This window comes from Marivita sp. S6314, assembly GCF_023015985.1.
Classification (GTDB): domain Bacteria; phylum Pseudomonadota; class Alphaproteobacteria; order Rhodobacterales; family Rhodobacteraceae; genus Marivita.
Genome location: NZ_JALKAO010000009.1, coordinates 22,648 through 42,699, shown reverse-complemented (window position 1 = coordinate 42,699; position 20,052 = coordinate 22,648). Strand labels below are relative to the sequence as shown.

General features: G+C 60.1%; 24 protein-coding genes and 1 other RNA gene. 11 read left to right on the top strand and 14 right to left on the bottom strand.

The window, feature by feature from the left end; translation table 11 throughout:
* The first annotated feature begins 38 nt into the window (after positions 1–38).
* A complete protein-coding gene (locus MWU54_RS17795; RefSeq protein ID WP_247086441.1) occupies positions 39–416 on the top strand; it encodes a hypothetical protein in 378 nt (125 codons plus the stop codon).
* Positions 417–419: 3 nt separating this feature from the next.
* Here the strand turns inward: MWU54_RS17795 and MWU54_RS17790 are convergent, their stop codons facing one another.
* The gene (locus tag MWU54_RS17790) at positions 420–1,652 is read right to left on the bottom strand and encodes an MFS transporter (RefSeq protein WP_247086439.1); all 1,233 of its coding nucleotides are present in this window, start codon (positions 1,650–1,652) and stop codon (positions 420–422) included.
* Between the two features lie 200 nt (positions 1,653–1,852).
* Between MWU54_RS17790 and MWU54_RS17785 the strand changes: the two genes are divergently transcribed.
* Positions 1,853–2,914 carry a YeeE/YedE family protein gene (locus MWU54_RS17785; protein WP_247086437.1) on the top strand — a complete coding sequence of 354 codons (1,062 nt, stop codon included), beginning with the start codon at positions 1,853–1,855 and terminating at the stop codon, positions 2,912–2,914.
* Between the two features lie 133 nt (positions 2,915–3,047).
* On the top strand, positions 3,048–3,377 hold the full coding sequence (locus tag MWU54_RS17780) for a 5-aminolevulinate synthase (RefSeq protein ID WP_247086436.1): 330 nt from the start codon (positions 3,048–3,050) through the stop codon (positions 3,375–3,377).
* A gap of 52 nt (positions 3,378–3,429) precedes the next feature.
* Here MWU54_RS17780 and MWU54_RS17775 read toward each other — a convergent pair whose 3' ends face one another.
* Together MWU54_RS17775 and MWU54_RS17770 are read right to left on the bottom strand one after the other, a co-directional pair.
* Entirely contained in the window at positions 3,430–4,191 is a 762-nt protein-coding gene (locus MWU54_RS17775) for an ABC transporter permease (protein WP_247086434.1), read from the bottom strand.
* The gene (locus MWU54_RS17770; RefSeq protein ID WP_247086432.1) at positions 4,188–5,123 is read right to left on the bottom strand and encodes an ABC transporter ATP-binding protein; all 936 of its coding nucleotides are present in this window, start codon (positions 5,121–5,123) and stop codon (positions 4,188–4,190) included. The genes MWU54_RS17775 and MWU54_RS17770 overlap by 4 nt, the downstream gene beginning before the upstream one ends.
* A 143-nt stretch (positions 5,124–5,266) precedes the next feature.
* Between MWU54_RS17770 and MWU54_RS17765 the strand changes: the two genes are divergently transcribed.
* Positions 5,267–6,244, top strand: coding sequence for a DMT family transporter (locus tag MWU54_RS17765; RefSeq protein ID WP_247086430.1), 978 nt, complete (start codon positions 5,267–5,269; stop codon positions 6,242–6,244).
* Positions 6,245–6,262: 18 nt separating this feature from the next.
* Here the strand turns inward: MWU54_RS17765 and hemE are convergent, their stop codons facing one another.
* Positions 6,263–7,297 (bottom strand): uroporphyrinogen decarboxylase, encoded by a 1,035-nt coding sequence (gene hemE / locus MWU54_RS17760; protein ID WP_247086428.1) that lies wholly within the window; start codon positions 7,295–7,297, stop codon positions 6,263–6,265.
* Between the two features lie 101 nt (positions 7,298–7,398).
* Here hemE and hemC point away from each other — a divergent pair, with 101 nt between their 5' ends.
* Positions 7,399–8,361, top strand: coding sequence for a hydroxymethylbilane synthase (hemC, locus tag MWU54_RS17755; RefSeq protein WP_247086426.1), 963 nt, complete (start codon positions 7,399–7,401; stop codon positions 8,359–8,361).
* 64 nt (positions 8,362–8,425) lie between these two features.
* On the opposite strand, the gene MWU54_RS17750 is transcribed toward hemC, so the two are convergent.
* Genes MWU54_RS17750 through nudC form a run of 3 tightly spaced genes read right to left on the bottom strand, consistent with a single transcriptional unit; the run spans position 8,426 to position 10,703 of the window.
* A complete protein-coding gene (locus MWU54_RS17750; RefSeq protein WP_247086424.1) occupies positions 8,426–9,232 on the bottom strand; it encodes a DUF4198 domain-containing protein in 807 nt (268 codons plus the stop codon).
* A complete protein-coding gene (locus MWU54_RS17745) occupies positions 9,229–9,696 on the bottom strand; it encodes an SRPBCC family protein (RefSeq protein WP_247086422.1) in 468 nt (155 codons plus the stop codon). The genes MWU54_RS17750 and MWU54_RS17745 overlap by 4 nt, the downstream gene beginning before the upstream one ends.
* A 38-nt stretch (positions 9,697–9,734) precedes the next feature.
* Entirely contained in the window at positions 9,735–10,703 is a 969-nt protein-coding gene (gene nudC, locus MWU54_RS17740; RefSeq protein ID WP_247086420.1) for an NAD(+) diphosphatase, read from the bottom strand.
* A 121-nt stretch (positions 10,704–10,824) separates the two neighbouring features.
* Between nudC and ffs the strand changes: the two genes are divergently transcribed.
* Positions 10,825–10,923, top strand: an RNA gene (gene ffs, locus MWU54_RS17735) — signal recognition particle sRNA small type.
* A gap of 122 nt (positions 10,924–11,045) precedes the next feature.
* Here ffs and MWU54_RS17730 read toward each other — a convergent pair.
* The 3 genes from MWU54_RS17730 to MWU54_RS17720 all read right to left on the bottom strand — a co-directional run bounded on the left by MWU54_RS17730 (position 11,046) and on the right by MWU54_RS17720 (position 13,257).
* Entirely contained in the window at positions 11,046–11,582 is a 537-nt protein-coding gene (locus MWU54_RS17730; protein WP_348647677.1) for a protein-tyrosine phosphatase family protein, read from the bottom strand.
* Complete coding sequence (locus tag MWU54_RS17725; protein WP_247086418.1) at positions 11,566–12,399, bottom strand: neutral zinc metallopeptidase; 834 nt, start codon at positions 12,397–12,399, stop codon at positions 11,566–11,568. Before MWU54_RS17725 ends, MWU54_RS17730 begins: the two co-directional genes overlap by 17 nt.
* A gap of 66 nt (positions 12,400–12,465) precedes the next feature.
* Complete coding sequence (locus MWU54_RS17720; protein WP_247086475.1) at positions 12,466–13,257, bottom strand: inositol monophosphatase family protein; 792 nt, start codon at positions 13,255–13,257, stop codon at positions 12,466–12,468.
* 178 nt (positions 13,258–13,435) lie between these two features.
* On the opposite strand from MWU54_RS17720, the gene MWU54_RS17715 reads away from it, so the two are divergent.
* Positions 13,436–13,885, top strand: a complete 450-nt coding sequence (locus MWU54_RS17715; RefSeq protein ID WP_247086416.1) for a YHS domain-containing (seleno)protein — start codon at positions 13,436–13,438, stop codon at positions 13,883–13,885.
* Between the two features lie 57 nt (positions 13,886–13,942).
* Here MWU54_RS17715 and thyX read toward each other — a convergent pair whose 3' ends face one another.
* Positions 13,943–14,848: an FAD-dependent thymidylate synthase gene (thyX, locus tag MWU54_RS17710; RefSeq protein WP_247086414.1), complete on the bottom strand. Its 906-nt coding sequence runs from the start codon at positions 14,846–14,848 to the stop codon at positions 13,943–13,945.
* A gap of 218 nt (positions 14,849–15,066) precedes the next feature.
* Between thyX and MWU54_RS17705 the strand changes: the two genes are divergently transcribed.
* From MWU54_RS17705 to MWU54_RS17690, 4 genes are all read left to right on the top strand, one after another.
* Complete coding sequence (locus MWU54_RS17705) at positions 15,067–16,233, top strand: hypothetical protein (RefSeq protein WP_247086412.1); 1,167 nt, start codon at positions 15,067–15,069, stop codon at positions 16,231–16,233.
* Positions 16,233–17,597, top strand: coding sequence for a hypothetical protein (locus tag MWU54_RS17700; protein WP_247086410.1), 1,365 nt, complete (start codon positions 16,233–16,235; stop codon positions 17,595–17,597). Before MWU54_RS17705 ends, MWU54_RS17700 begins: the two co-directional genes overlap by 1 nt.
* A gap of 69 nt (positions 17,598–17,666) precedes the next feature.
* Positions 17,667–18,095 (top strand): VOC family protein, encoded by a 429-nt coding sequence (locus MWU54_RS17695; RefSeq protein ID WP_247086408.1) that lies wholly within the window; start codon positions 17,667–17,669, stop codon positions 18,093–18,095.
* A gap of 4 nt (positions 18,096–18,099) precedes the next feature.
* Positions 18,100–18,810, top strand: a complete 711-nt coding sequence (locus MWU54_RS17690; RefSeq protein ID WP_247086406.1) for a DUF1194 domain-containing protein — start codon at positions 18,100–18,102, stop codon at positions 18,808–18,810.
* Between the two features lie 3 nt (positions 18,811–18,813).
* On the opposite strand, the gene MWU54_RS17685 is transcribed toward MWU54_RS17690, so the two are convergent.
* The 3 genes from MWU54_RS17685 to MWU54_RS17675 form a co-directional block, all read right to left on the bottom strand.
* On the bottom strand, positions 18,814–19,311 hold the full coding sequence (locus tag MWU54_RS17685) for a winged helix DNA-binding protein (RefSeq protein ID WP_247086404.1): 498 nt from the start codon (positions 19,309–19,311) through the stop codon (positions 18,814–18,816).
* Positions 19,312–19,386: 75 nt separating this feature from the next.
* The gene (locus MWU54_RS17680; protein ID WP_247086402.1) at positions 19,387–19,653 is read right to left on the bottom strand and encodes a succinate dehydrogenase assembly factor 2; all 267 of its coding nucleotides are present in this window, start codon (positions 19,651–19,653) and stop codon (positions 19,387–19,389) included.
* The gene (locus tag MWU54_RS17675; protein WP_247086400.1) at positions 19,650–20,042 is read right to left on the bottom strand and encodes a helix-turn-helix transcriptional regulator; all 393 of its coding nucleotides are present in this window, start codon (positions 20,040–20,042) and stop codon (positions 19,650–19,652) included. Before MWU54_RS17675 ends, MWU54_RS17680 begins: the two co-directional genes overlap by 4 nt.
* Positions 20,043–20,052: the final 10 nt, after the last annotated feature.

Sequence of the window (20,052 nt, the reverse complement as noted above, 5' to 3'; positions counted from 1 at the left end):
CACATTTGCTATTTTTCCTTCATTTTAAGGATGCATCTATGAAGAAGTTTTTGAAAATCCTGCTGGGTATCTTGGTCATTGCCGGCCTCGTTTATGCCGCGCTTATGTTTTTTACGTCAGGATCGCGCGATATTGCCAAGCAGTTTGTGCTGCTGAACGGCACGGGCGATCACGCAGCCGCACATGCGCTCTTGCATCCCGAGCTTCAGAAACAGTTCACCATTCCGCAGCTCACTGACGCCTTTGCAGGCGACGATACTTATACGGATGTGTCATTCAGCAGCGTGTCGACCGGTGGCGGCGTTACAGAGTTGCAGGGCGTGGCCACGACCGCGAACGAGTGCAGCTCGACAGTTGCCTTCGAAATCCTCAAAGGCCAGATCATCTCGTTCAACGTATCTCCGGTGTGTCGCTAGACCCTATTCCGCCGGTGCGGGCACGAACCGCGAAAAGACGGTTTCGTTGCCCGGCTCGGGGTGGCGCGGGATCAGCAGCGCAAGCAATAGCGACACCGCCGCCATACCCGCCGCAAGGCCAAACACCACGGCGGGCGAAACCAGCCACAGATAGCCCAGCCCCGCAGGCAGGAACACCGCTGCGATGTGATTGATGGTAAAGGCCACCGCCGCCGTAGGGGCAATATCACCCGGATCGGCGATCTTCTGGAAATAGGTCTTCAGCGCCAGCGCCAGCGCATAGAAGATGTTGTTGGCAACATACAGCCCTGCCGCCAGCATCACGCCCCAGCCGAACCAGTAAATCCCGCCATAGGCGACAAACACGATCAACAGGCCCACATATTCGATCACCATCGCATTGCGTTCGCCGTAGCGGTGCACGAACCTGCCCAGAAACGGGGCCAGCACCATGTTGGCAACGAGCGTGATCAGCATCAGCTTGGTGACCTCGTCCACATCAAGCCCGAACCGCTCGACCATCATGAAGGCGGCAAACACCACGAAAATTTGACGCCGCGCGCCGGACATGAATTGCAGCGCGTAATACAGCCAGTAGCGGCGACGCAGGATGAACTTCTTGGTCTGTGGATTGGGCGATTCAAACTGCGGCATGGCGATCACGCAATAGATCACGATGATCAGCGTCAGCGCCCCCGAGACGATGAAGACAAAATTGTAGCTCAGATCAAAGGCGCGCCAAGTGACCACGATCACCCCGTAGGCGATCAGCGTCGCCGCTGAGGCCGCAGAGACCAGCAGACCCAACACCTGTGGCGCGCGGTCCTTGGGCAGCCACTGCAGCTGCAGGGACTGGTTGACCGTCTCGTAATAGTGAAAGCCAATCGAACTGATCAGCGTCACGAACAGCAATCCCCCCATCGTCGGGAAATAGGCCGTGATCGCGGTCGCGATTCCCAGCATTGTCAGCGAAATCATCGCCAGCGTCTGTTCGCGGATGAACATGATCACAAAGATCACCCCGATGGCCAGAAAACCGGGGATTTCGCGGACCGTGTGCAGCCAGCCGATGTCGGACCCGTCAAATTGCGCAACTTCGATGACGAAATTGTTCAACAGCGCCGACCACGTCGCAAAGGACAGCGGCATGGCAATCGCCATCAGGAACAGCAGCGTCACGGGTCTTTGCCAGATCGGCAAGTGCCGGGCGCTTTCAAGAGGAACAATGTCGCGCATATGATGTCCTTACGCCTCTGGAAACGAATTGGCGAGAGGCATCCCCCTCACCTTCAGCACACAGAGCGTTCGGAAATCCGCAGATGCCCGGTTTCCCGCCTCCGGCCCGGCGCACCTGATTTAAATCAAGGCGCACATATTCAATCTGGCGCATTTGACCTCCAGTTCCGGCCACCGCGCCGTTCGAAAGGATCATGATCATGGACCTGGTTGCCCTTGTGGACCGCATCGGAGAGGCCCCGACCGCCGCATTATTCGGACTTCTGACCGGCGTGGTCTTCGGCATCGCGGCACAACGGTCGCGGTTTTGCCTGCGCGCGGCGACAGTTGAATTCGCCCGCGGTCACATGAAGGACAAGGTCGCGGTCTGGCTGCTGACCTTCTCCACCGCGGTGGTCTGGGTGCAGGGTGCGCAACTGCTGGGTTTGATCGACACCACCGATGCCCGGATGATGGCCGTCCCCGGAAGCTGGTCTGGCGCGGTCATCGGCGGCCTGATGTTTGGCGCGGGCATGGTGCTGGCGCGTGGATGTTCCGGGCGCCTTCTGGTGCTGGCCGCCACCGGAAACCTGCGGTCGGTGGTGTCCGGCCTGATCTTTGCCGTTGTCGCACAGATGACGCTGACCGGCTGGCTGGCCCCCATCCGCGACCGGATTGCCGCACTTTGGATCACCGAGGGCGGGCGCAACATGGACCTGCTCACAACGCTGCATCTGCCGGATGGGACCGGCCTTGTCTTTGGCCTGGCCACGGCGCTTCTGGCGCTTGAACTGTCGCGCCGCAACCAGATCGGGTTTTCCCGGCTGGTCTTTGCCTCGGGTGTCGGATTTGCCGTCGCGCTGGGATGGGCGTTGACCTACGCGCTCAGCCAGGTGGCCTTTGATCCGGTTCAGATCGAAAGCGCTACGTTCACCGGGCCGTCGGCCAACACCTTGATGTTCTTCCTCGACCGCTCATCGATCCTTGAGTTCGACATCGGCCTCGTGCCGGGGGTGGTGGTCGGGTCGTTCCTCGCCGCGTTCGTTGCGGGCGAATTGAAATTCCAGGGGTTCGAAGGCCCCACCCCCATGCGCAACGCGATGATCGGAGCGGCTTTGATGGGGTTTGGCGGCATGCTGGCCGGTGGCTGCGCCATCGGCGCGGGCGTCACCGGCGGGTCGATCTTTGCAGGGACCGCGTGGCTCGCGCTCTTCTCCATGTGGATTGGCGGCATGAGCATGGACATGGCGATGGGCGGACGCGGCGAACCTGCCGCAGTGTGACCCTTGCACAGCCGATCACGGTTGAGGCCGAGCGTTTAGGCCAAATATCTCACGCTTTCTTCACAGCAACAAATGTCGCTGATCACCAAAAAGATGGTATCGTTAAGGATATTTAGAATTCTTTGGTGTGAAAATGATTGCTCTTGATCTTGTCGCCAGCAAGACGGCTTTGGCGTTGACTGCAGGTATCGGCTATGCGGTGGCAACGCTTTTGATGAAGCTTGCCTCGGACAAGGTCACGCTTGTTGTCATCTGCGCAATCTGCGTCGTCTTGATTGCAGTGGTAACGGCAGAAGTGTTGCTGCTGCGCCAGATTGATTTGGGAATGGCCTATATCGCCATCATCGCCACAGAAACGCTGCTGGTCCTCGCGGCAACTTTTCTTGTCGGCGAACCGCTCACCTCCCGAGAGTTGTTCGGCGGAGCGCTGGTCATCACTGGTGCCGCACTGGTCGCGTTTTAGACGGCGACGCCCATTGCGGGTGATCGAAAAAATGGCGCAGCACCAGATCCCCTCAGGTCCGGATGCGCCATCCGGTTTTGAAAATCCACCAGATGATCCCGAGGCAGATCGCCGTGAACCCGGTGATCGCCAGCAGCGACAATCCAATCGGCACATCGGCCAACCCGAAAAACGACCAGCGGAACCCGGACACCAGATACACCACCGGATTGAAGAACGAGATCGTCTGCCAGACCGGCGGCAACATCGAGATCGAATAGAACGATCCGCCAAGAAAGACCAAAGGCGTCACGATCAGCAGCGGGATCAGCTGAAGCTGTTCAAAATTCCCCGCCCAGATGCCGATGATAAACCCGAAAAGCGCAAAGCTGAGGCAGGTCAGCACCAGAAACGCCAGCATCGCCAACGGATGCTGGATGGAGACGTCCACAAACAGCGCCGAGGTGCCAAGGATCACGATCCCAATGAAAAACGCCTTGGTCGCCGCAGCCCCGACATAGCCCAGAACGATTTCCAGAAAGTTGACCGGGGCGGACAGCAATTCGTAGATCGTGCCGATAAACTTGGGGAAGTAGATGCCGAACGACGCGTTCGAAATGGCCTGTGTCATCACCGACAACATGATCAACCCCGGCACGATGAACGCGCCATACGACACACCCTCGACCTCGTTGATCCGGCTGCCAATCGCCGCGCCGAACACGACAAAATAGAGCGATGTGGAAATCACCGGCGACACGAAGCTCTGAAGCAACGTGCGGAAAAAACGCGCCATCTCGAACACGTAGATTGACCGGACAGCTTGCCAGTTCATGCCGCGTCCTCCTGCTCGGTGACCAGACCGACAAAAATGTCTTCCAGCGAATTCTGCTTGGTCTGCAGATCGCGCAGCACCAGCCCCGCATCGGTCACGTCGCGGATCAGGGTCGCAATGCCGGTGCGCTCTTGCTTGATATCATAGGTATAGACCAGCACGCGCCCCCCCTGTTCCAGCGCCAATCCCCGTCCCGCCAATGCGGCAGGGAGAGCCTCAACCGGTGTTTGCAGCTCAATCCGCAACTCCTTTTGGCCAAGCCGGGTCATCAGCGCCGCTTTTTCCTCGACCAACAGGATTTCGCCCTTGTTGATCACGCCGACGCGGTCGGCAATCGCCTCGGCTTCCTCGATGTAATGGGTGGTCAGGATGATCGTCACACCGGCCTGTTTCAGCCCGGCCACGATATCCCACATGTCACGGCGCAATTCGACATCCACACCCGCGCTGGGTTCGTCCAGAAACAGAACGCGCGGTTCATGCGCCAGCGCCTTGGCAATCAGCACCCGGCGTTTCATGCCGCCGGACAATTCCATGATGCGGCTGTTGCGCTTGTCCCAAAGCGACAATTGCCGCAACACCTGCTCCAGCAACGCGTCATTGCGCGGTTTGCCGAACAAGCCACGGGAAAACTTCACCGTGTTCAACACCCGCTCGAACGGTTCTAGATTGATCTCCTGCGGCACCAACCCGATCAGCGACCGCGTCTTGCGATACTCGGTCACAACGTCATACCCACCGACGCGGATCTGCCCGGAACTGGCTTGCGTAATCCCACAGATCGTCGAAATCAGCGTGGTCTTGCCCGCGCCATTCGGCCCGAGAAGCGCAAGGATTTCGCCTTCATGGATGTCGAGGGATGCGCCTTTCAGGGCCTGAAACCCATCCCCGTAGGTTTTGGTGACATTCTCGATCTGAACCATGACAGGCATAACAGGCCACTCCACTGCAAGGTCCGCCAACCTACGCCGTAACGACCCATTTGCAACGCCCATTGCTGTGCAGCGCTGCACGCCCCGCTGTGCATGTCGTTTTCCGCACTGACGTGTCGCGCAAAGAGGTATAGCCAGTCAGCATGACCACACTTCGAGAAAACCGCGCCGGGCTGGGCATCGCCCTGATTTGCATCGGCATTTTCGCCATTTCGGTGAACGATCTTCTGATCAAGTCGCTGTCGGACAACTATCCGCTGCATCAACTGGTGTTCACCCGCACCAGCATTGCACTGGTGTTGTCCATCGTGATCCTGCAAATCGAAGGGGGCGCGCGGCTGCTCAAGACCAACAGACCGTGGATGCACCTGACGCGCGGCCTGATGCTGGTCGGGGCAAACATGACGTTCTTTGCCTCGCTGGCCGTTTTGCCCTTGGGCGTGACCACGGCGCTGTTCTTCGTGGCTCCGCTTTTCATCACCCTCCTGTCGGTGGTGTTTCTGGGGGAAAAGGTCGGCCCGCTGCGGATCGGGGCCATCGTGGCCGGATTTCTGGGGGTCGCGGTCATGCAAGAGCCGTGGAACAGCGATGGAAACGGCATTGGATGGCTGTTCATCCTGCCGATGACCGCAGCCGCGCTCTATGCCTCCATGGTGGTCATGACCCGCGCCTTGGGGGTCACCAGTTCCGCCGCCGCGATGACCATCTACAACCAGGCGACATTTCTGGGGGTCTCGGCCCTGTTCTTCATTCTGGCCGGGCAAGGCCAGTACGATCCGGGGGCCGACACCCCCAGCCTGCATTTCCTGCTGCGCGCCTGGGTCTGGCCGGACCCGGAAGACTGGACCGTGCTGGGGATCATGGGGATCGCCAATGGCGTCACCGCCTATTGCATCAACGCCGCGTACAAGATGGCCCCGTCCGCAACGGTTGCACCGTTCGAATACATCGGCCTGCCGCTGGCGATCTTCTGGGGATGGCTGGTCTTTGCCGAATGGCCAACCCCGGCGGTCTGGACCGGCTGTGCGATGATCCTCGGGGCGGGTTTGTTCGTGTTCCTGCGCGAACGGCAGAAAAACAAACCCAACCCCGGCAAACGCTACCTGTCCAACAAACGCTGATCACAGGCCGCACGGGTCTTAGCCGTTGCGGACAGTGTCGATCATCAACTGCACGTTTTCGGGATCCGCATCCGGTGTGATGCCGTGCCCAAGGTTAAAGATGTGCGGCCCGTTCTTGAGCGCCGCAACAACAGCGCGGGTTTCATCGACAAGTGCCTGGCCCCCGGTCACCATATGCTTGGACGCCAGATTGCCCTGCACACAGCCGCCCGGCTGCACATGCTCGGCCACCCAGTCCGGGCTGACGCTGTCATCAACCGCCACACAATCCGCACCGGTTGCGGCGTGGAAGCCGATGTAATTGTCCCCCGCCTGACGCGGGAACGCGATGACCGGGATGCCGGGATGGCGTTTCTTGATTTCCTCGGTGATCACCTTGGCCGGGTAAAGCGCATAGCGCTGGAAATCCTCGCCCTTGAGCGACCCAGCCCAGCTGTCGAAAATTTTCACGACTTCCGCACCCGCCTCGATCTGCTTGGACAGGTAGTCAATGGTGCTTTCGGTCAGCCGCTCAAGAATCGCCTCGAACAAGGCACGGTTTTCTTCTTTGAGCGCGTGCGCGGGCCCCTGATCCGGTGTGCCGCGCCCGGCGATCATGTAGGTCGCCACGGTCCACGGCGCCCCGGCAAAGCCGATCAAGGTCGTCTCTTCCGGCAATTCGCGGCGCAGGATACGCACGGTCTCGTAAATCGGGTTCAGCGTGTCGTGGATCATTTCGCCCGATCCCAGCTTGTCGAACTCTGCCTGGGTCGTGATCGTCGACAGACGCGGGCCTTCGCCGGTGACAAACCACAGATCCGCGCCCAGCGCCTGCGGCAGCAGCAAAATATCGGCAAACAGGATCGCCGCATCAAATCCGTAGCGACGGATCGGCTGCAATGTCACTTCGGCAGCCAGCTCAGAATTGTAACACAGCGACAGGAAATCCCCCGCCTGTGCCCGCGTGGCGCGGTATTCGGGAAGGTATCGCCCGGCCTGACGCATCATCCAGATCGGAGGTGTCGGGAGGGTCTCTCCTGCAAGCGCGCGCAGGATGGTTTTCGTCTCGGCCATGATCATTCCTTGTCTTCGTCCACCTCGGATCACCCCTTGGAAACGATATGTCAAGATAAGCATGGTTGTCAGGACAAGTTTACACATCTAAAGATCGTTTTATGACGATAAACCTGCCCTCCCCCGACCAACCGCTGAACATCGGCACCCGTGGATCGCCTTTGGCTCTGGCCCAGGCCTATGAAACGCGCGCGCGCCTTGCGGCGGCATTTAACTTGCCTTTTGAGGCGTTTAACATCGTCCCGATCAAAACGACCGGCGACAACCGCGCCCTGATTGATGCCGACCGCCCGCTGAAGGAAATCGGGAACAAGGGGCTTTTCACCAAGGAAATCGAAGAGGCGATGATCGATGGCCGCATCGACATTGCCGTGCACTCGATGAAGGACATGCCCGTGGTCCAGCCGGACGGGTTGCTGCTCGACACCTACCTGCCCCGCGAAGACGTGCGGGATGCGTTTGTTTCGCCAAACCAGACCCGCATCGCCGACCTGCCCGAGGGCGCCATCGTCGGCACGTCTTCGCTGCGCCGCCGCGCACAACTGATGAACCGCCGTCCCGATCTGAACGTGGTAGAGTTTCGCGGAAACCTGCAGACACGGCTGAAGAAGCTCGACGAAGGAGTGGCGTCCTGCACCTTTCTGGCGATGGCAGGTCTCAACCGCCTGAAGATGGACGACGTGCCAAAAACCCCGATCGAGACAACCGACATGCTGCCCGCTATCGCGCAAGGGGCCATCGGTATCGAACGCCGAGCGGATGACGACAGGGCCAAGGACATGCTTGCGGCGATTCACAACACCGAAACCGGTCAGCGATTGGCCGCAGAACGCGCCTTTCTTGCGGCGCTCGACGGGTCCTGTGAAACCCCGATTGCCGGGCTCGCAGAATTGCACGGCGACACATTGCACCTGCGGGGCGAAGTGCTGCGGCCGGACGGATCGGTGTCGCACACCGACGAGGTGCGTGGCCCCATCTCAGACGGGGTCAGCCTTGGCCAAGCCTTGGCCCAGACCTTGCTGGAACGCGCGGGCCCTGGCTTTTTTGATTGGCACGACAGCTAAACACCGTCTCGGGACGGTGTTTGCGTCCACGCAAACACGCGGATGCGTCCTCGCATCCGCCCCCCTAGCCGGGCACCGAAAACGTCAGCGACGCCCAAAGCGTTTCCCAGACCGGATCACCGTCCTGACGCGGTGTGACCGGGCGCAGCACCACGGCATCGACAAGGTAGGAATGGCCGGGTTTGACCGGCAATCGCGCCCGTCCCTGACCATCAGTCCGATGCAAACTCACCGTGACGCGGCCACCTGGCGATTTGGCAAACAACTCCACCTGCGCATCGGCCCGGGGACGCCCCTTGAACAACACCTGTACCGGCATGCCCCCGGACAGATTGTCCGTATACGGGTTTGCCTCGGCCACGATCTCGGTCGTAAGCCCAACCGGCCCGTCCGCGCCGCGTCCGCTGCCCACGGCAATCAGGCTCTTGGCATAGCGGCTGTATTGTTCGGTGAAGTCTTTTTCCGGCAAGCCCCGTGCCCGGTGATCGGCAATCGCCGACCGGAAATCCTTGTGCTCGACGAAATTCACAAATTTCTGCCACGTCTCGTAGGTCAACGCGAAATACCGTGTCTGGTGGATCACCACGCACAACCCGTCGCCGGGCGCCGTGACCGACAAGGCCGGACGGTCCCCCGCGCGCCCCGTCACCTTGGAGGTCGCACCGTTGCAGCGCAGATCGAAGCGTTGAAAATTGCGCGGCAGGTAGGACTGAACCGATCCGCCAAATGTCTCACCAACCCGCAACTGCGCAGTCATCGTGTCGCCCGGAGCCACCTGGTAGGCGTCCGGTTCGATCCAGAACTCATGCGCCCCAACCATGGCGGGCAGCATTGCGAGACAGGCGGCGAACAGGCCGCGACGCAGGCTCATGCCGTTTTCGCCAGCTTGGCTTCGATCTCTTTTGCGTAATGCGACATACGTTTCTTGAACCTTTTGTTGATACTGGACCGTGCCAGTTTGAAGGACTGAACCAACAGACGCGCCGACAGCGTGTTTGGCTTCATCTTGAGCACGACAGTCACCCGCGTGCGGTTCGGCGACATCGGCACCAGCTCGATTTGCGTGTCGGTCTCAAGCCCACCGGACACGCCGCCAAAGCGCAGGAATTGCGGGGCCTCATGGCTTTGAAGGGTCACCTGCGCGGTCCGGTCTTTGCCGCGAAACCGAAACTTCGCCTCCCAGCCCTCGTCGATATTCGGCAGCGCGCCACGAAACGTGCGGCGCACATCGATCCCGCGCCGCAACGCCTGCCGCTCCAGCGCATCAAACGCCGTCAACTCTGCAAACACGTGCTCAATCGGGGCTGCAACATCTTCCGTTGCCGTCACTTGCATGGGGCCGTCCCTTTTCGTTCGCTCCTACCAGAGTTGCGTCAATCCAACGTGTCGGCAACCCAATTGCGCAGTAAAAAATGTGCGATGGCCCCTTTTCGGGCGGGCAACAGCCCGTCACGCCGCCCGGCAAAGGCATCCATGATCTCTTCGCGGCTGACCCAAATCGCGTCTTCAATCTCGACCGGATCAATCGTGATCTCCTCGGTCAGCGCGTCGCCATGACAGCCAAACATCAGCGACGCCGGAAAGGGCCAGGGCTGGCTGGACAGGTAGCGCACCGCGCCCACGCGCACCCCTGCCTCCTCCCAGACTTCGCGCCGCACCGCGGCCTCGATCGTCTCACCGGGTTCCACGAACCCCGCAAGGCAGGAATACATGCCCTCGGGCCAGCCCGGCGAACGCCCCAGCAGCACCCGGTTGCCACGGGTAATCAGCATGATCACCACCGGATCGGTGCGCGGGAAATGACTGCCGCCACAGGCCTGGCACACCCGCTGCCATCCGGCCTGTGTGACATCACTGGGCGCACCGCAACGCGCGCAAAACCCGTGCGTCTCATGCCATCCCAGAATCGCCTTGGCCGTCGCCGCCAACTCCGCATCCCGCGGCGTCAGCGCCGTCATCACGCTGCGCAGCTCTGCAAAGCCGTGATCGTCGGGCAAAAGCGGATGGCGCTGTTCACTTGTGTCAATGAACGCGCCAACCTCGCTGATATCCTGCTCGGGCACCCAGGACGAAATGTCATGCGCGAATCGCACCGCGCCCTCTTCGCGTCCCAGCAGGATCGGCGGCACCTCGGCATGGCGCAGCACCGGATGATCCAACGGAAGCCGAACCAGCGTTCGCGTTCCAGCCGTGCCGGTGACAAGCGGTTTGCCGCGCCACAAAAGGATTGTCCGGGTTGCGGCATCCTGCAGCGCCGCGGCCAGCGCCGGAATATTTCCCCGCAGCTCTGCCGCCCGGTCGAGCGCCGACCCTCCGAATGTCACCTGTTCCGCATTGCGCATATCTGCTCCGACTCTGTGGGTCTCCGCGATGCCACGGCAGACTGAAAAGGGCAATGCACACGCCCGGAGGGCACACCAAAGGGGCTCTTGCAATTCGCGGACCGGAGGCTTATCTCACCCCCGAGAGGTTGGCGCGGGCGAGCGCCTCGCCAACCCGGTCAGATCCGGAAGGAAGCAGCCGTAACGAGCCCCGCTTGGGTCGTTGTCCAGCCTCTCACTTTTCCCCACTGCACGAGAGCTCTGCATTGTACAGCGATGGCCGGGCAACCGTATCCGCCCGCGCAACTCCAGCGCATGTGCGTAACCGCCCACATCCACGCAATCATGGCGTCTGGGCGAAGGTCAGTCCAAATCGTCCGCATGGCGCAGGAACACAGCCGGTTCCCGTCGCGCCTCAAGCGCCCAGTTCAGTTGCGCGTCGGTTTCAACAGCGCAGGACCGCACCGCCCGCAACCGCCGCAACGCATCGTCCGGCGCGTCACCTGTCTCGATCATCAATCGCAGCGCCACCATGCCGGACCGTCCGCACCCGCCCCGACAATGGATCAGGATCCGCCCGCCCCCCCTCAGCGCGCGCCGCGCATGCGCGCTGACATCCGGCCAAGCCTCCACAAACGCGTCATCCGGCACCCCGAAATCGGTGATCGGAAGATGTTCCCAGCGCGTGCCCCCATCGACAAGATCGCGCCACAACCCTGCCGCCCCGGCCGCCACCAGTTCGACCTCGGTCACCAGGGACATCACGATTGCAGGTTTCCATTCGGTCAGATGCCGCACGTCTCCGGCATAGTCGCCCGTGCCCCCCGGGATTGGCGAAATCCCAAGAATGCCCTGCCCGACCGGAACCGCGTAGATCACCATGTCAGAGCCTTTGGGCACCAAACGTGTCGCAACTGCGCAGATCACCGGTCTGATACCCGGTGGCAAACCAGCGCGACCGCTGTTCCGAGGTGCCATGCGTGAACGTGTGTGGCTGCGGCACGCGACCGGCGCGTCTCTGCAAATGATCGTCCCCGATCATGCGCGCCGCGTTCAACGCCTCTTCAAGGTCGCCGGGCTCCAGCAACCCATCAACCGACCGCGCCCAGACACCGGACAGGCAATCGGCTTGCAGCTCCAGCCGAACGGTCAGCGCGTTTGCCTGGGTTTCGCCAACAACCTGTCGGCGCTCATTGACCTGCCCAAGGATCCCCAGTTCGTTTTGCACATGGTGCGCCACTTCATGCGCGATCACATAGGCGGCGGCAAAATCCCCCCGGGCCCCCAACTGGCGCGACAAGGTCGCAAAAAACTCGGTATCCAGATACGCTTTGCGGTCCGCAGGGCAATAAAACGGTCCGGTTGCGCCGCTGGCATTCCCGCAGGGCGACGCGGTTGCGCCGGAAAACAGAACAAGCACCGGGGCGTTGTAGGCCCGGCCCACCTGCGCCGGGAAAATCTCGCCCCAGACCTCTTCTGTTGTCGCCAATACCCGAGACGTGAATTCAGCGGCACGCTCTTCTTCCGCGCTCAGTTCGCGCGGCGCCTGCGATTGTTGCGACGTCTGCTGAAGCAAAGGCGTGACGTCGATCCCGGCGAAATACCCGATGGCCAAGACCACCAAAAGACCCACGCCACCGATCCCGGCTTTGCCACCGCGACCGCTGCGCCGACGATCTTCAATGTTCCGGCTGCCCCGCACACCTCTGAGACGCATCTGCACACTCCCCCTGATATTGTCCGTCGATGATACACATCACGGCAAAAGGGGAACAGCCTTGGTTCAGTCGGTGGCCCGGATCACCTTGGCAAGCGCGGAAAACAGCTGGTTGTTGGTGCAGAGCACAGCGCCGTCTTCCAAAGGCTTCTGCCCGGCACGCACCCCTTCCGTCAGCGCACCCGCTTCGGAGGCAATAAGCAGGCCCGCCGCAAGCTCCAGACGCGAGGCCTCGCGCCGCCAGAACCCGTCAAACCGACCCGCCGCGACATAGGCAAGATCCAGCGCCGTCGATCCCGAGGCGCGCAGTCCGGAGCATTCCGGCATCACCCGCGCCAGATCCTTGAGCGTCGCAGGCAAGGTCCGCTTCACACCATGTGGCACCGCGTGCGCGACAATCGCGTCAACCAGACGATCCCGGCTTGAAACGCGCACACGTTTGTTGTCATTCAGCCAGGCCCCCTGGCCTTTTTCGGCATAGAACATTTCGTCCTTGGCCGAATCGAACACCACCGCAGAAACGATCTGCCCCTTGTGTTCCAGCGCAATGGTCACCGCGAAATGAGGCTGACCATGAAGAAAGTTGCCCGCTCCCTCCAGCGCATTCACGATCCAGCGGCGCGTCGGATCCTCGCCTTCGGTTTCACCACGCGGCTCAAGATACCCATATGTGCCACGCGCAGAGGTGAGCTCCTCACGAAGGATGTCAGACGCCGCAGCCTGCGCGCGGTCCACAAATTTCTCTGCATTGGCAGCCGAGGTCTGCAGGTTTTCGACTTCGCGAAAATCCTTGTTCAATGACCTGCCCGCCTTTCGCGCAGCTTTGATCATGATGTTGAGATTGGCACTGCCCTGCATCATGGGCCTCCGGCTGTTCGGGATCAGACCGTGCCTATAAGCGGGACATAGCGCAATGCCAAGGGGGCGATGACGATGACAGCGTTTCACAGCTGCGGGATGATTGTATCAGTTTCCTTCTTTTGGGCTCCGGCTTCCCCATCTATCGCTTACAAGTGTTAAAAAAGGACCAACGCCGATGCACCGCCGCAGCTTTGTCAAACTCACCCTCGCCACCCCGGCCCTTTTGCTCGCGCGACCGGCATTCGCCGCCGAACCCGAGATCTACCAAGAGGCCGGCATCGCGATCGACGGGTCAGACCCCGTGGGATATTTCACCCAAAACGGCCCGGTTGCCGGCAGCCCTGACCGAAGCGTTCAGTATAAAGGCGCGACGTGGCGTTTTGCCGATCAAAGTTCTGCCGACGCATTTCAGGCCAACCCAACCGCCTTCGCGCCCGCCTTCGGAGGCTACTGCGCCTTCGCCGCCTCCCGCGGCTACCTCGCGCCGACAACCCCCGAGGCCTGGACAATCTACGAGGACAAACTCTACCTCAACGCCAACCTCCGCGCCCGCGAGTTGTGGCTCGAGGACATCCCCGGCAACATCGCCAAGGGTGAGGCGAACTGGCCGGGAATCCTTGGATAAACCCGTCGGCACATCCCCACTGCAACTTGGCGCAAATTCAAGGAGCCCCATCGAATTTTATGTCAAAGTCGCTTCAAACTCGCGCCATTCTCCCTTAGACATTCCGGAGTTTTCTTGCGTGACGGTTTCGCCTTTCAGCATCCGCCGCACGCACTCCAGCGCGGTGGATGACAAGGTCGCGCCGCCCATGCGGTAATCTTCGAAGGCCCGGTAAGCGAAGGGGACCCAGTCGGCGACGACTTTGCAAATTTCGTCGGCGTAAACCCTTATTTCATACTGCGCATGCGAATCTGCCCTGAGTCGGAGGAAATGGAGCAGGTTGTGCAGATCGACCTTCCAATACCATTGCGTGTAGATATTCGCGGGCAGGTTCATGCGGGCCAGTTCCCGGGCCAGGCCTTGCTGACCCTCATCGCTGATCATCTCTTCATAATGATCATAACAGCGCATCGCGTCATCGCGCAGATACCGCAACACGCGATCCGCCTCTTCACCCTCAAGCGCCGCACCCCGGCCCTGGTTGTTGATGACGGACTGCGCCGCAAGATGTTCGGGCGCGGGAATATAAAATTCGCGATCAAGGATCGAATACCGGGCCGAGTACTCGTTGACGTTCGCGGTGCGGTGCCGAATCCATTGCCGCGCAACAAAAACCGGCAGCTTGACGTGAAGTTTAATCTCGCACATCTCGAACGGCGTCGAATGCCAATGACGCATCAGATACCGGATCAGCCCTTCGTCATTCTGTACGGATTTCGTGCCCTTGCCGTACGATACGCGCGCCGCCTGACAAATTGCGGAATCGTCGCCCATATAGTCGACCACACGAATAAACCCATGATCCAGAACCGGATAGGCGGTATAAAGATGCCCTTCCATACCGGTGCTGACCGCGCGCAATGTCTGCTGCGGTGCCGCGCGTTGCGCTTCGATTTCGGCCTGGTGTTCCGACGACAGGGGCATCGCGATTCCTTTCCACAAGAATGAGTCGTGACTGACTATATATCGTGGTTCACCCCGCAGGAACCACCAAGAGTAGCGCCATGTATCTGCGCCGCACTGCCCTGCTTTTTCGGTGACTTTTGCCTGCTTGGCGTTGACTTTCCATGAACCCTGCCAGATTTTCGTCGCGAGGTCACACAGACGACCACCGGACCACCCAACCTGAGGCAGTTCTTTAAATGACGCGCATTTTACTCTTGCTCCTGTGTCTTGGTTTCGTGGCCGCTTGCGAAAGCGGCGGCGGCGACGTTCTGGTCACGCCGGAAGAAACCGATCCTGACACGGGCGGCGGCGATGGGGAAACACCGATCGACAGTGATGGCCGCACTCCGGAACTGCCACCCGGCACGTCCAACCCAAGCCCCGACACCTCAATCGTGCGGCGCGAAGCGCTCGACAACGAAACAGGCGGGGGATTCGCCCGAAACATCGAATACCGCAATGATCAGGGCCAGGACGAATTCGTGGTCGATAACATCGCATTCGACGGCGATAACATCTACACGCGCGGCGATCCTGTAACCGGCATCGCCCAGTTGGGGACGTACGCGGTCTACGAGGGCAAGGAAGAAACCAACGACCCGGTCACCGGGGCCAGTCTGAACACATTCACCTACCGCGCAATTTACGGCCGTAGTGTGACAGGTGAAACGGAATTCGCTATCGTGCGGTCCGGATCCTATGTCGACTACGGCTTCGGCGGCTTTGTTTACCAGCGGAACGGCGTCGACAATGACGGCAACCCGGTGCGCCTTGTTTTGCCGAATGAAGGCGATGCAAGCTACCGTGGCGACTATGCCGGTATTCGCGTGTTCAGCGGCCGGAGCGGTATTGAGTTCACCCAGGGCGAAGCTGAATTGCGCATCGATTTCAAAGACTTCAACAATGGTCAGCGCGGTGTCGCCCTGTTTGTCGACAACCGTCGCCTGTTCGACAGCGAAGGCAACGACATCACTCAGCAATACCTGGACGCGCTGAGCACGGCAGGCGCTGGCGGGGGCGGTCTGTTCGGCGATCTCGGCGATCTGGATGGCGAGGATGGTGGGTCCGGTGCGACAGTGGTTGTCCAGACGGATGATGATGGAAACCCTGTTTTGCCGCGGATCCGTCCCGTGATTTCTCCGGACGATGCCGATGCCAATGGCGAGATTTCGGGCGAATTGCGCGCGCTGGCGGACTTCAGTGACGGCAGCACGCAAGCCACCGGCGAAGGCACCTACTTTGCCATCGTGTCCGGTGAGGATGCTGGCGAAGTCGTGGGCGTGCTGGTGATGGAAAGTGACGACCCGCGTGTCAGCGGCACCAAGGTGCAGGAAACAGGCGGATTCGTCGTATACCGTCAGTGATGGGTCATCTGCGGCGAACAATTGGGGCACTTGCGCTCGCAACCTTCGGGTATGTGGACAGCGCAAGCGCAGACGTCACGCTCAGCCCGTCGCAGATGCGCGAACTTGCCGGTCAGGCCGTCTCACAAGGACAACCGCGCCTGGCGTATGATCTGGCCCACGCGCTGATTGGCCGGGATGCCGTCGATCTTAACGCGCATCTTATCAAATCCCGCGCGGCGCGGGATCTGGGGCGCAATGAAGATGCGCTGACGCATGCGCGCGCGGCATGGGCTCTGGCAGATGCGCCCGAGGCAAAATACGCGGCAGCCCTGGCCAATGCACAGGCGCTGTCATCCGCCGGACGCCGGACTGCCGCCCAGCTTTGGTTGCGGCGCGCGGTGCAGCTTGCGCCAAATGACAGGCTGAAGGCGCGCGCGGCCCAGGATTTTCGCTATGTGCGTCGACAGAATCCCTGGTCGACCTCGCTCAGCTTTTCCATTGCCCCCAGCTCCAACATCAACAATGGCAGCCGCAATGAAACATCCGAACTCTTTGATTTGCCGTTTGAATTTCAGCTAGAAGGCCAAGCTCGCGCGCTGTCTGGTGTGGAAATTTCGGCGCAGATCGACACGCGTTACAGGCTTGTTGAAACCCAGCGAAAGCGCACCGATCTGCGATTCGGCGCACGTCATCGCACTTATGTCCTATCAGACGATGCGAAAGAGATCGCCCCGGATGCCGATGGTGCAGATTTCGCCACGACATCCGCCTATGTCGGCCTGAACGAATCGTACCGTCTGCCGAACATCAAGGCACGTTGGGGCTGGAACATGCGTCTTGGTGCAAGCTGGTATGCGGGCGAAGACCTTCTGCAATACGCGCGCATCGGCACAACCTACCAGCATGTTGTCGGGGATCGCGGTTTGGCCAGCCTGTCTCTGAGCCGCGAAATTCAAAACGGCCAGAACGGGCGCGACGATTCCGCGATCTGGTCGGGGCGGGTTGGCTACGGCCATTCCTTTGAGAATGGCAATCGCCTGTCACTGTCTGCATTCTATAGCGCATCGCAAAGCGACGCCGACTACCTTGACTACACCGAACGCAAGATCGCGATGCAGTACAGCCTGGCAAAACCAGTCGGGCCGATGTTGCTGCAATTCGGGGTGACATTGGGCGACAAAACCCATGAAAAATCCGGATTTTCGTCTGACGGGCGCAAAGAACGATCGGTGGAAGCGTCGGTCACCGCCGCACTGCCGGACCTTGATTACTATGGCTTTATGCCAACGATCACCTTGCGGGCCGAGCGGACCGAGGCGAATATCGACATCTACGAGACCGAGAATTTCGGCATTCAAATGGGCATCCGTTCCGCCTTTTGACGGTGAAATCGCCCTCGACATTGCGTCATTCCGGCCTAACCTGCCCAAAGCGCTAACAACGAGGTGAGTATGCCCCTTCGCTATCTCCACACCATGGTCCGTGTTAAAGATCTTGATGCATCCCTTCGGTTCTACAACCTGCTGGGTTTGAAAGAGACCCGCCGGATCGAGAATGAAAAAGGTCGATTTACGCTTATTTTCCTGGCACCTGAAGGTCAGGAGGAGTGCCCGATTGAGCTGACGTACAACTGGGACGGGGACGATGGTTTGCCATCCGACAGCCGCCATTTCGGGCATCTGGCCTACCGCGTCGATGATATTTACGCGTTGTGCCAGCATCTCATGGACAACGGTGTGACGATCAATCGCCCACCACACGACGGGCATATGGCGTTTGTGCGCTCGCCGGACAATATCTCGATCGAATTGCTTCAGGCGGGCGACAACCTTCCACCGCAAGAACCGTGGTCCAGCATGGAAAACACCGGGCACTGGTAATGTGATGCGGGGTTGGTTGGCAGGGTGGATCATTGCGCTTTGGGCCGGAGCCTCTGGTCCAGCCTTTGCGCAGGATCACTGTCGCCTTGCCCTGCTGCTGGCGCTGGATGTGTCGTCGTCGGTGGATGCCGAGGAATACATATTGCAACGCGACGGTCTGGCTGCCGCGCTGGACAATCCGGACATTCGGGCAGCCCTTTTGCAAGGGTCCGGCCATGTGTCGATGGCAATCTTCGAATGGAGCGGTCGGCGTCAAAGCGCGATGGTCAGCGACTGGATCATGCTCACCGACAATGCGGCCATCGATGAATTGATCCGCGCCTTGAAATCCGCCCCTCGAAGCCAAACCCGGTTTCCCACGGCGATGGGGTACGCTTTGGGATTCGGGGCCACAGTGTTATCGCGGGGCCCACAATGCGATCGACGGGTGATCGATCTTTCGGGCGACGGGCAAAACAATGACGGGTTTCCGCCGCATCTGGCTTACAAGAATTTTCCCTTTGCCAATGTCACGGTGAACGGGTTGGCCGTGCTGGGCAGCGCACCGGATGTGCTGGCCTATTTCCAGCGCGAAGTGCGCTTTGGCTTTGGCGCTTTTGTCGAAACCTCCGAAGGATATGAAGGCTACCGACAAGCCATGACCCGAAAACTGTTTCGGGAGATCAATGACAGAATCCTGAGCGCGCGGCCGGTCGAGGTGCCGCGCCCCGGGTAACGATCAATAGATATAGCGGATCTGATCGGTCCAGTACCGCTCCATCCGGCGCAGCGTTTCGCCCATCTCGATCAGGGTGGTGTTGTCGATCACCCTTTTCTCGATCAAGCCATCTGCATGCCGGGCGAAAAGCGCCGAGATCAGATCACGGATTTCACGCCCCCGCACCGTCAGTTTAACCCGCACAGAGCGTCGGTCAATTTCACAGCGCTGGTGGTGCATGTAGCCCATATCAACCAGTTTTTTCAGGTTGTAGCTGACATTGCTGCCCTGGTAATAGCCGCGCGTCTTCAGTTCACCCGCGGTCACCTCGTTGTCGCCGATGTTGAACAACAGCAACGCCTGCACGGCGTTGATTTCGATCACGCCGACCCGTTCAAATTCGTCCTTGATCACATCCAGAAGCAATCGGTGAAGCCGTTCCACCAAGGCCAGTGCTTCCAAATACCCGTCCAACACCCCGTTGGATCGGCTCTGCTCAACAGATGCATGAATGCTCATTATTGTCTCCGCCTTATCTGTTGAGACGGAGCATTCAGCAAAATCCCGAAGAATCGGTTAAGTCGTCAAATTTCTCTATCCGCCCCGCTGAAACGCGACGGTCGAGATATCGGCGATCATGTCGCGGAACCGGTCCGGCGGCGATGTCTGACCGCTGACCCATTGGTACAGATCCTGGTCATTTTCCGACAACAATGCTTCGTAGTGATCCAGCTGCGCCGCATCGAACCCTGCCAACCGCAGGTCGGCGTAGCGTGACAGGATGATGTCCATCTCCTTGATCCCACGGCGCATGGACCGCATCTGAAGCCGCTTGAGGCGATGTTCGGGCTGTTCGGTCATGGCTCGACACTCAGCATCCGGCGCAGGCGCTTTTCCAGCCGCGCGAGCTGTTCGGCCTTGGCATGCAGATCGGCTTTCATCTCCCGGATTTCAAGAATAATGTCGGTGATGTCGCCGGGCAAGGTTTCGGCATCCGGGTTTTCAACGCCTTCGCCTTCGCCATTGATCAACCACATGATCGAAACGTTCAGCAAACCCGCCAGAATCGACAGCCGATTCGCACGCGGTTCAGACAAATCGTCCTCCCAGTTGCGCATCGTTGATTTCTTGACGCCCAACCGTTTTGCCAACGCCTCCTGGCTCATGCCTGTGGCCTCGCGGGCGGCCGTCAGGCGGTCACCAAAGGTGGCAATTTCAGGGGCGTACCAGTCCTGGTCGCTTTCGGTCATCAAATCTCCT

What these genes read in the sequence shown, in the direction of transcription:
- MWU54_RS17795 (WP_247086441.1), top strand. Translation starts at nt 39, where the DNA reads ATGAAGAAGTTTTTGAAAATCCTGCTGGGTATCTTGGTCATTGCCGGC.
- MWU54_RS17790 (WP_247086439.1), bottom strand. Translation starts at nt 1,652, where the DNA reads ATGCGCGACATTGTTCCTCTTGAAAGCGCCCGGCACTTGCCGATCTGG.
- MWU54_RS17785 (WP_247086437.1), top strand. Translation starts at nt 1,853, where the DNA reads ATGGACCTGGTTGCCCTTGTGGACCGCATCGGAGAGGCCCCGACCGCC.
- MWU54_RS17780 (WP_247086436.1), top strand. Translation starts at nt 3,048, where the DNA reads ATGATTGCTCTTGATCTTGTCGCCAGCAAGACGGCTTTGGCGTTGACT.
- MWU54_RS17775 (WP_247086434.1), bottom strand. Translation starts at nt 4,191, where the DNA reads ATGAACTGGCAAGCTGTCCGGTCAATCTACGTGTTCGAGATGGCGCGT.
- MWU54_RS17770 (WP_247086432.1), bottom strand. Translation starts at nt 5,123, where the DNA reads ATGCCTGTCATGGTTCAGATCGAGAATGTCACCAAAACCTACGGGGAT.
- MWU54_RS17765 (WP_247086430.1), top strand. Translation starts at nt 5,267, where the DNA reads ATGACCACACTTCGAGAAAACCGCGCCGGGCTGGGCATCGCCCTGATT.
- hemE (WP_247086428.1), bottom strand. Translation starts at nt 7,297, where the DNA reads ATGGCCGAGACGAAAACCATCCTGCGCGCGCTTGCAGGAGAGACCCTC.
- hemC (WP_247086426.1), top strand. Translation starts at nt 7,399, where the DNA reads ATGACGATAAACCTGCCCTCCCCCGACCAACCGCTGAACATCGGCACC.
- MWU54_RS17750 (WP_247086424.1), bottom strand. Translation starts at nt 9,232, where the DNA reads ATGAGCCTGCGTCGCGGCCTGTTCGCCGCCTGTCTCGCAATGCTGCCC.
- MWU54_RS17745 (WP_247086422.1), bottom strand. Translation starts at nt 9,696, where the DNA reads ATGCAAGTGACGGCAACGGAAGATGTTGCAGCCCCGATTGAGCACGTG.
- nudC (WP_247086420.1), bottom strand. Translation starts at nt 10,703, where the DNA reads ATGCGCAATGCGGAACAGGTGACATTCGGAGGGTCGGCGCTCGACCGG.
- MWU54_RS17725 (WP_247086418.1), bottom strand. Translation starts at nt 12,399, where the DNA reads ATGCGTCTCAGAGGTGTGCGGGGCAGCCGGAACATTGAAGATCGTCGG.
- MWU54_RS17720 (WP_247086475.1), bottom strand. Translation starts at nt 13,257, where the DNA reads ATGCAGGGCAGTGCCAATCTCAACATCATGATCAAAGCTGCGCGAAAG.
- MWU54_RS17715 (WP_247086416.1), top strand. Translation starts at nt 13,436, where the DNA reads ATGCACCGCCGCAGCTTTGTCAAACTCACCCTCGCCACCCCGGCCCTT.
- thyX (WP_247086414.1), bottom strand. Translation starts at nt 14,848, where the DNA reads ATGCCCCTGTCGTCGGAACACCAGGCCGAAATCGAAGCGCAACGCGCG.
- MWU54_RS17705 (WP_247086412.1), top strand. Translation starts at nt 15,067, where the DNA reads ATGACGCGCATTTTACTCTTGCTCCTGTGTCTTGGTTTCGTGGCCGCT.
- MWU54_RS17700 (WP_247086410.1), top strand. Translation starts at nt 16,233, where the DNA reads ATGGGTCATCTGCGGCGAACAATTGGGGCACTTGCGCTCGCAACCTTC.
- MWU54_RS17695 (WP_247086408.1), top strand. Translation starts at nt 17,667, where the DNA reads ATGCCCCTTCGCTATCTCCACACCATGGTCCGTGTTAAAGATCTTGAT.
- MWU54_RS17690 (WP_247086406.1), top strand. Translation starts at nt 18,100, where the DNA reads ATGCGGGGTTGGTTGGCAGGGTGGATCATTGCGCTTTGGGCCGGAGCC.
- MWU54_RS17685 (WP_247086404.1), bottom strand. Translation starts at nt 19,311, where the DNA reads ATGAGCATTCATGCATCTGTTGAGCAGAGCCGATCCAACGGGGTGTTG.
- MWU54_RS17680 (WP_247086402.1), bottom strand. Translation starts at nt 19,653, where the DNA reads ATGACCGAACAGCCCGAACATCGCCTCAAGCGGCTTCAGATGCGGTCC.
- MWU54_RS17675 (WP_247086400.1), bottom strand. Translation starts at nt 20,042, where the DNA reads ATGACCGAAAGCGACCAGGACTGGTACGCCCCTGAAATTGCCACCTTT.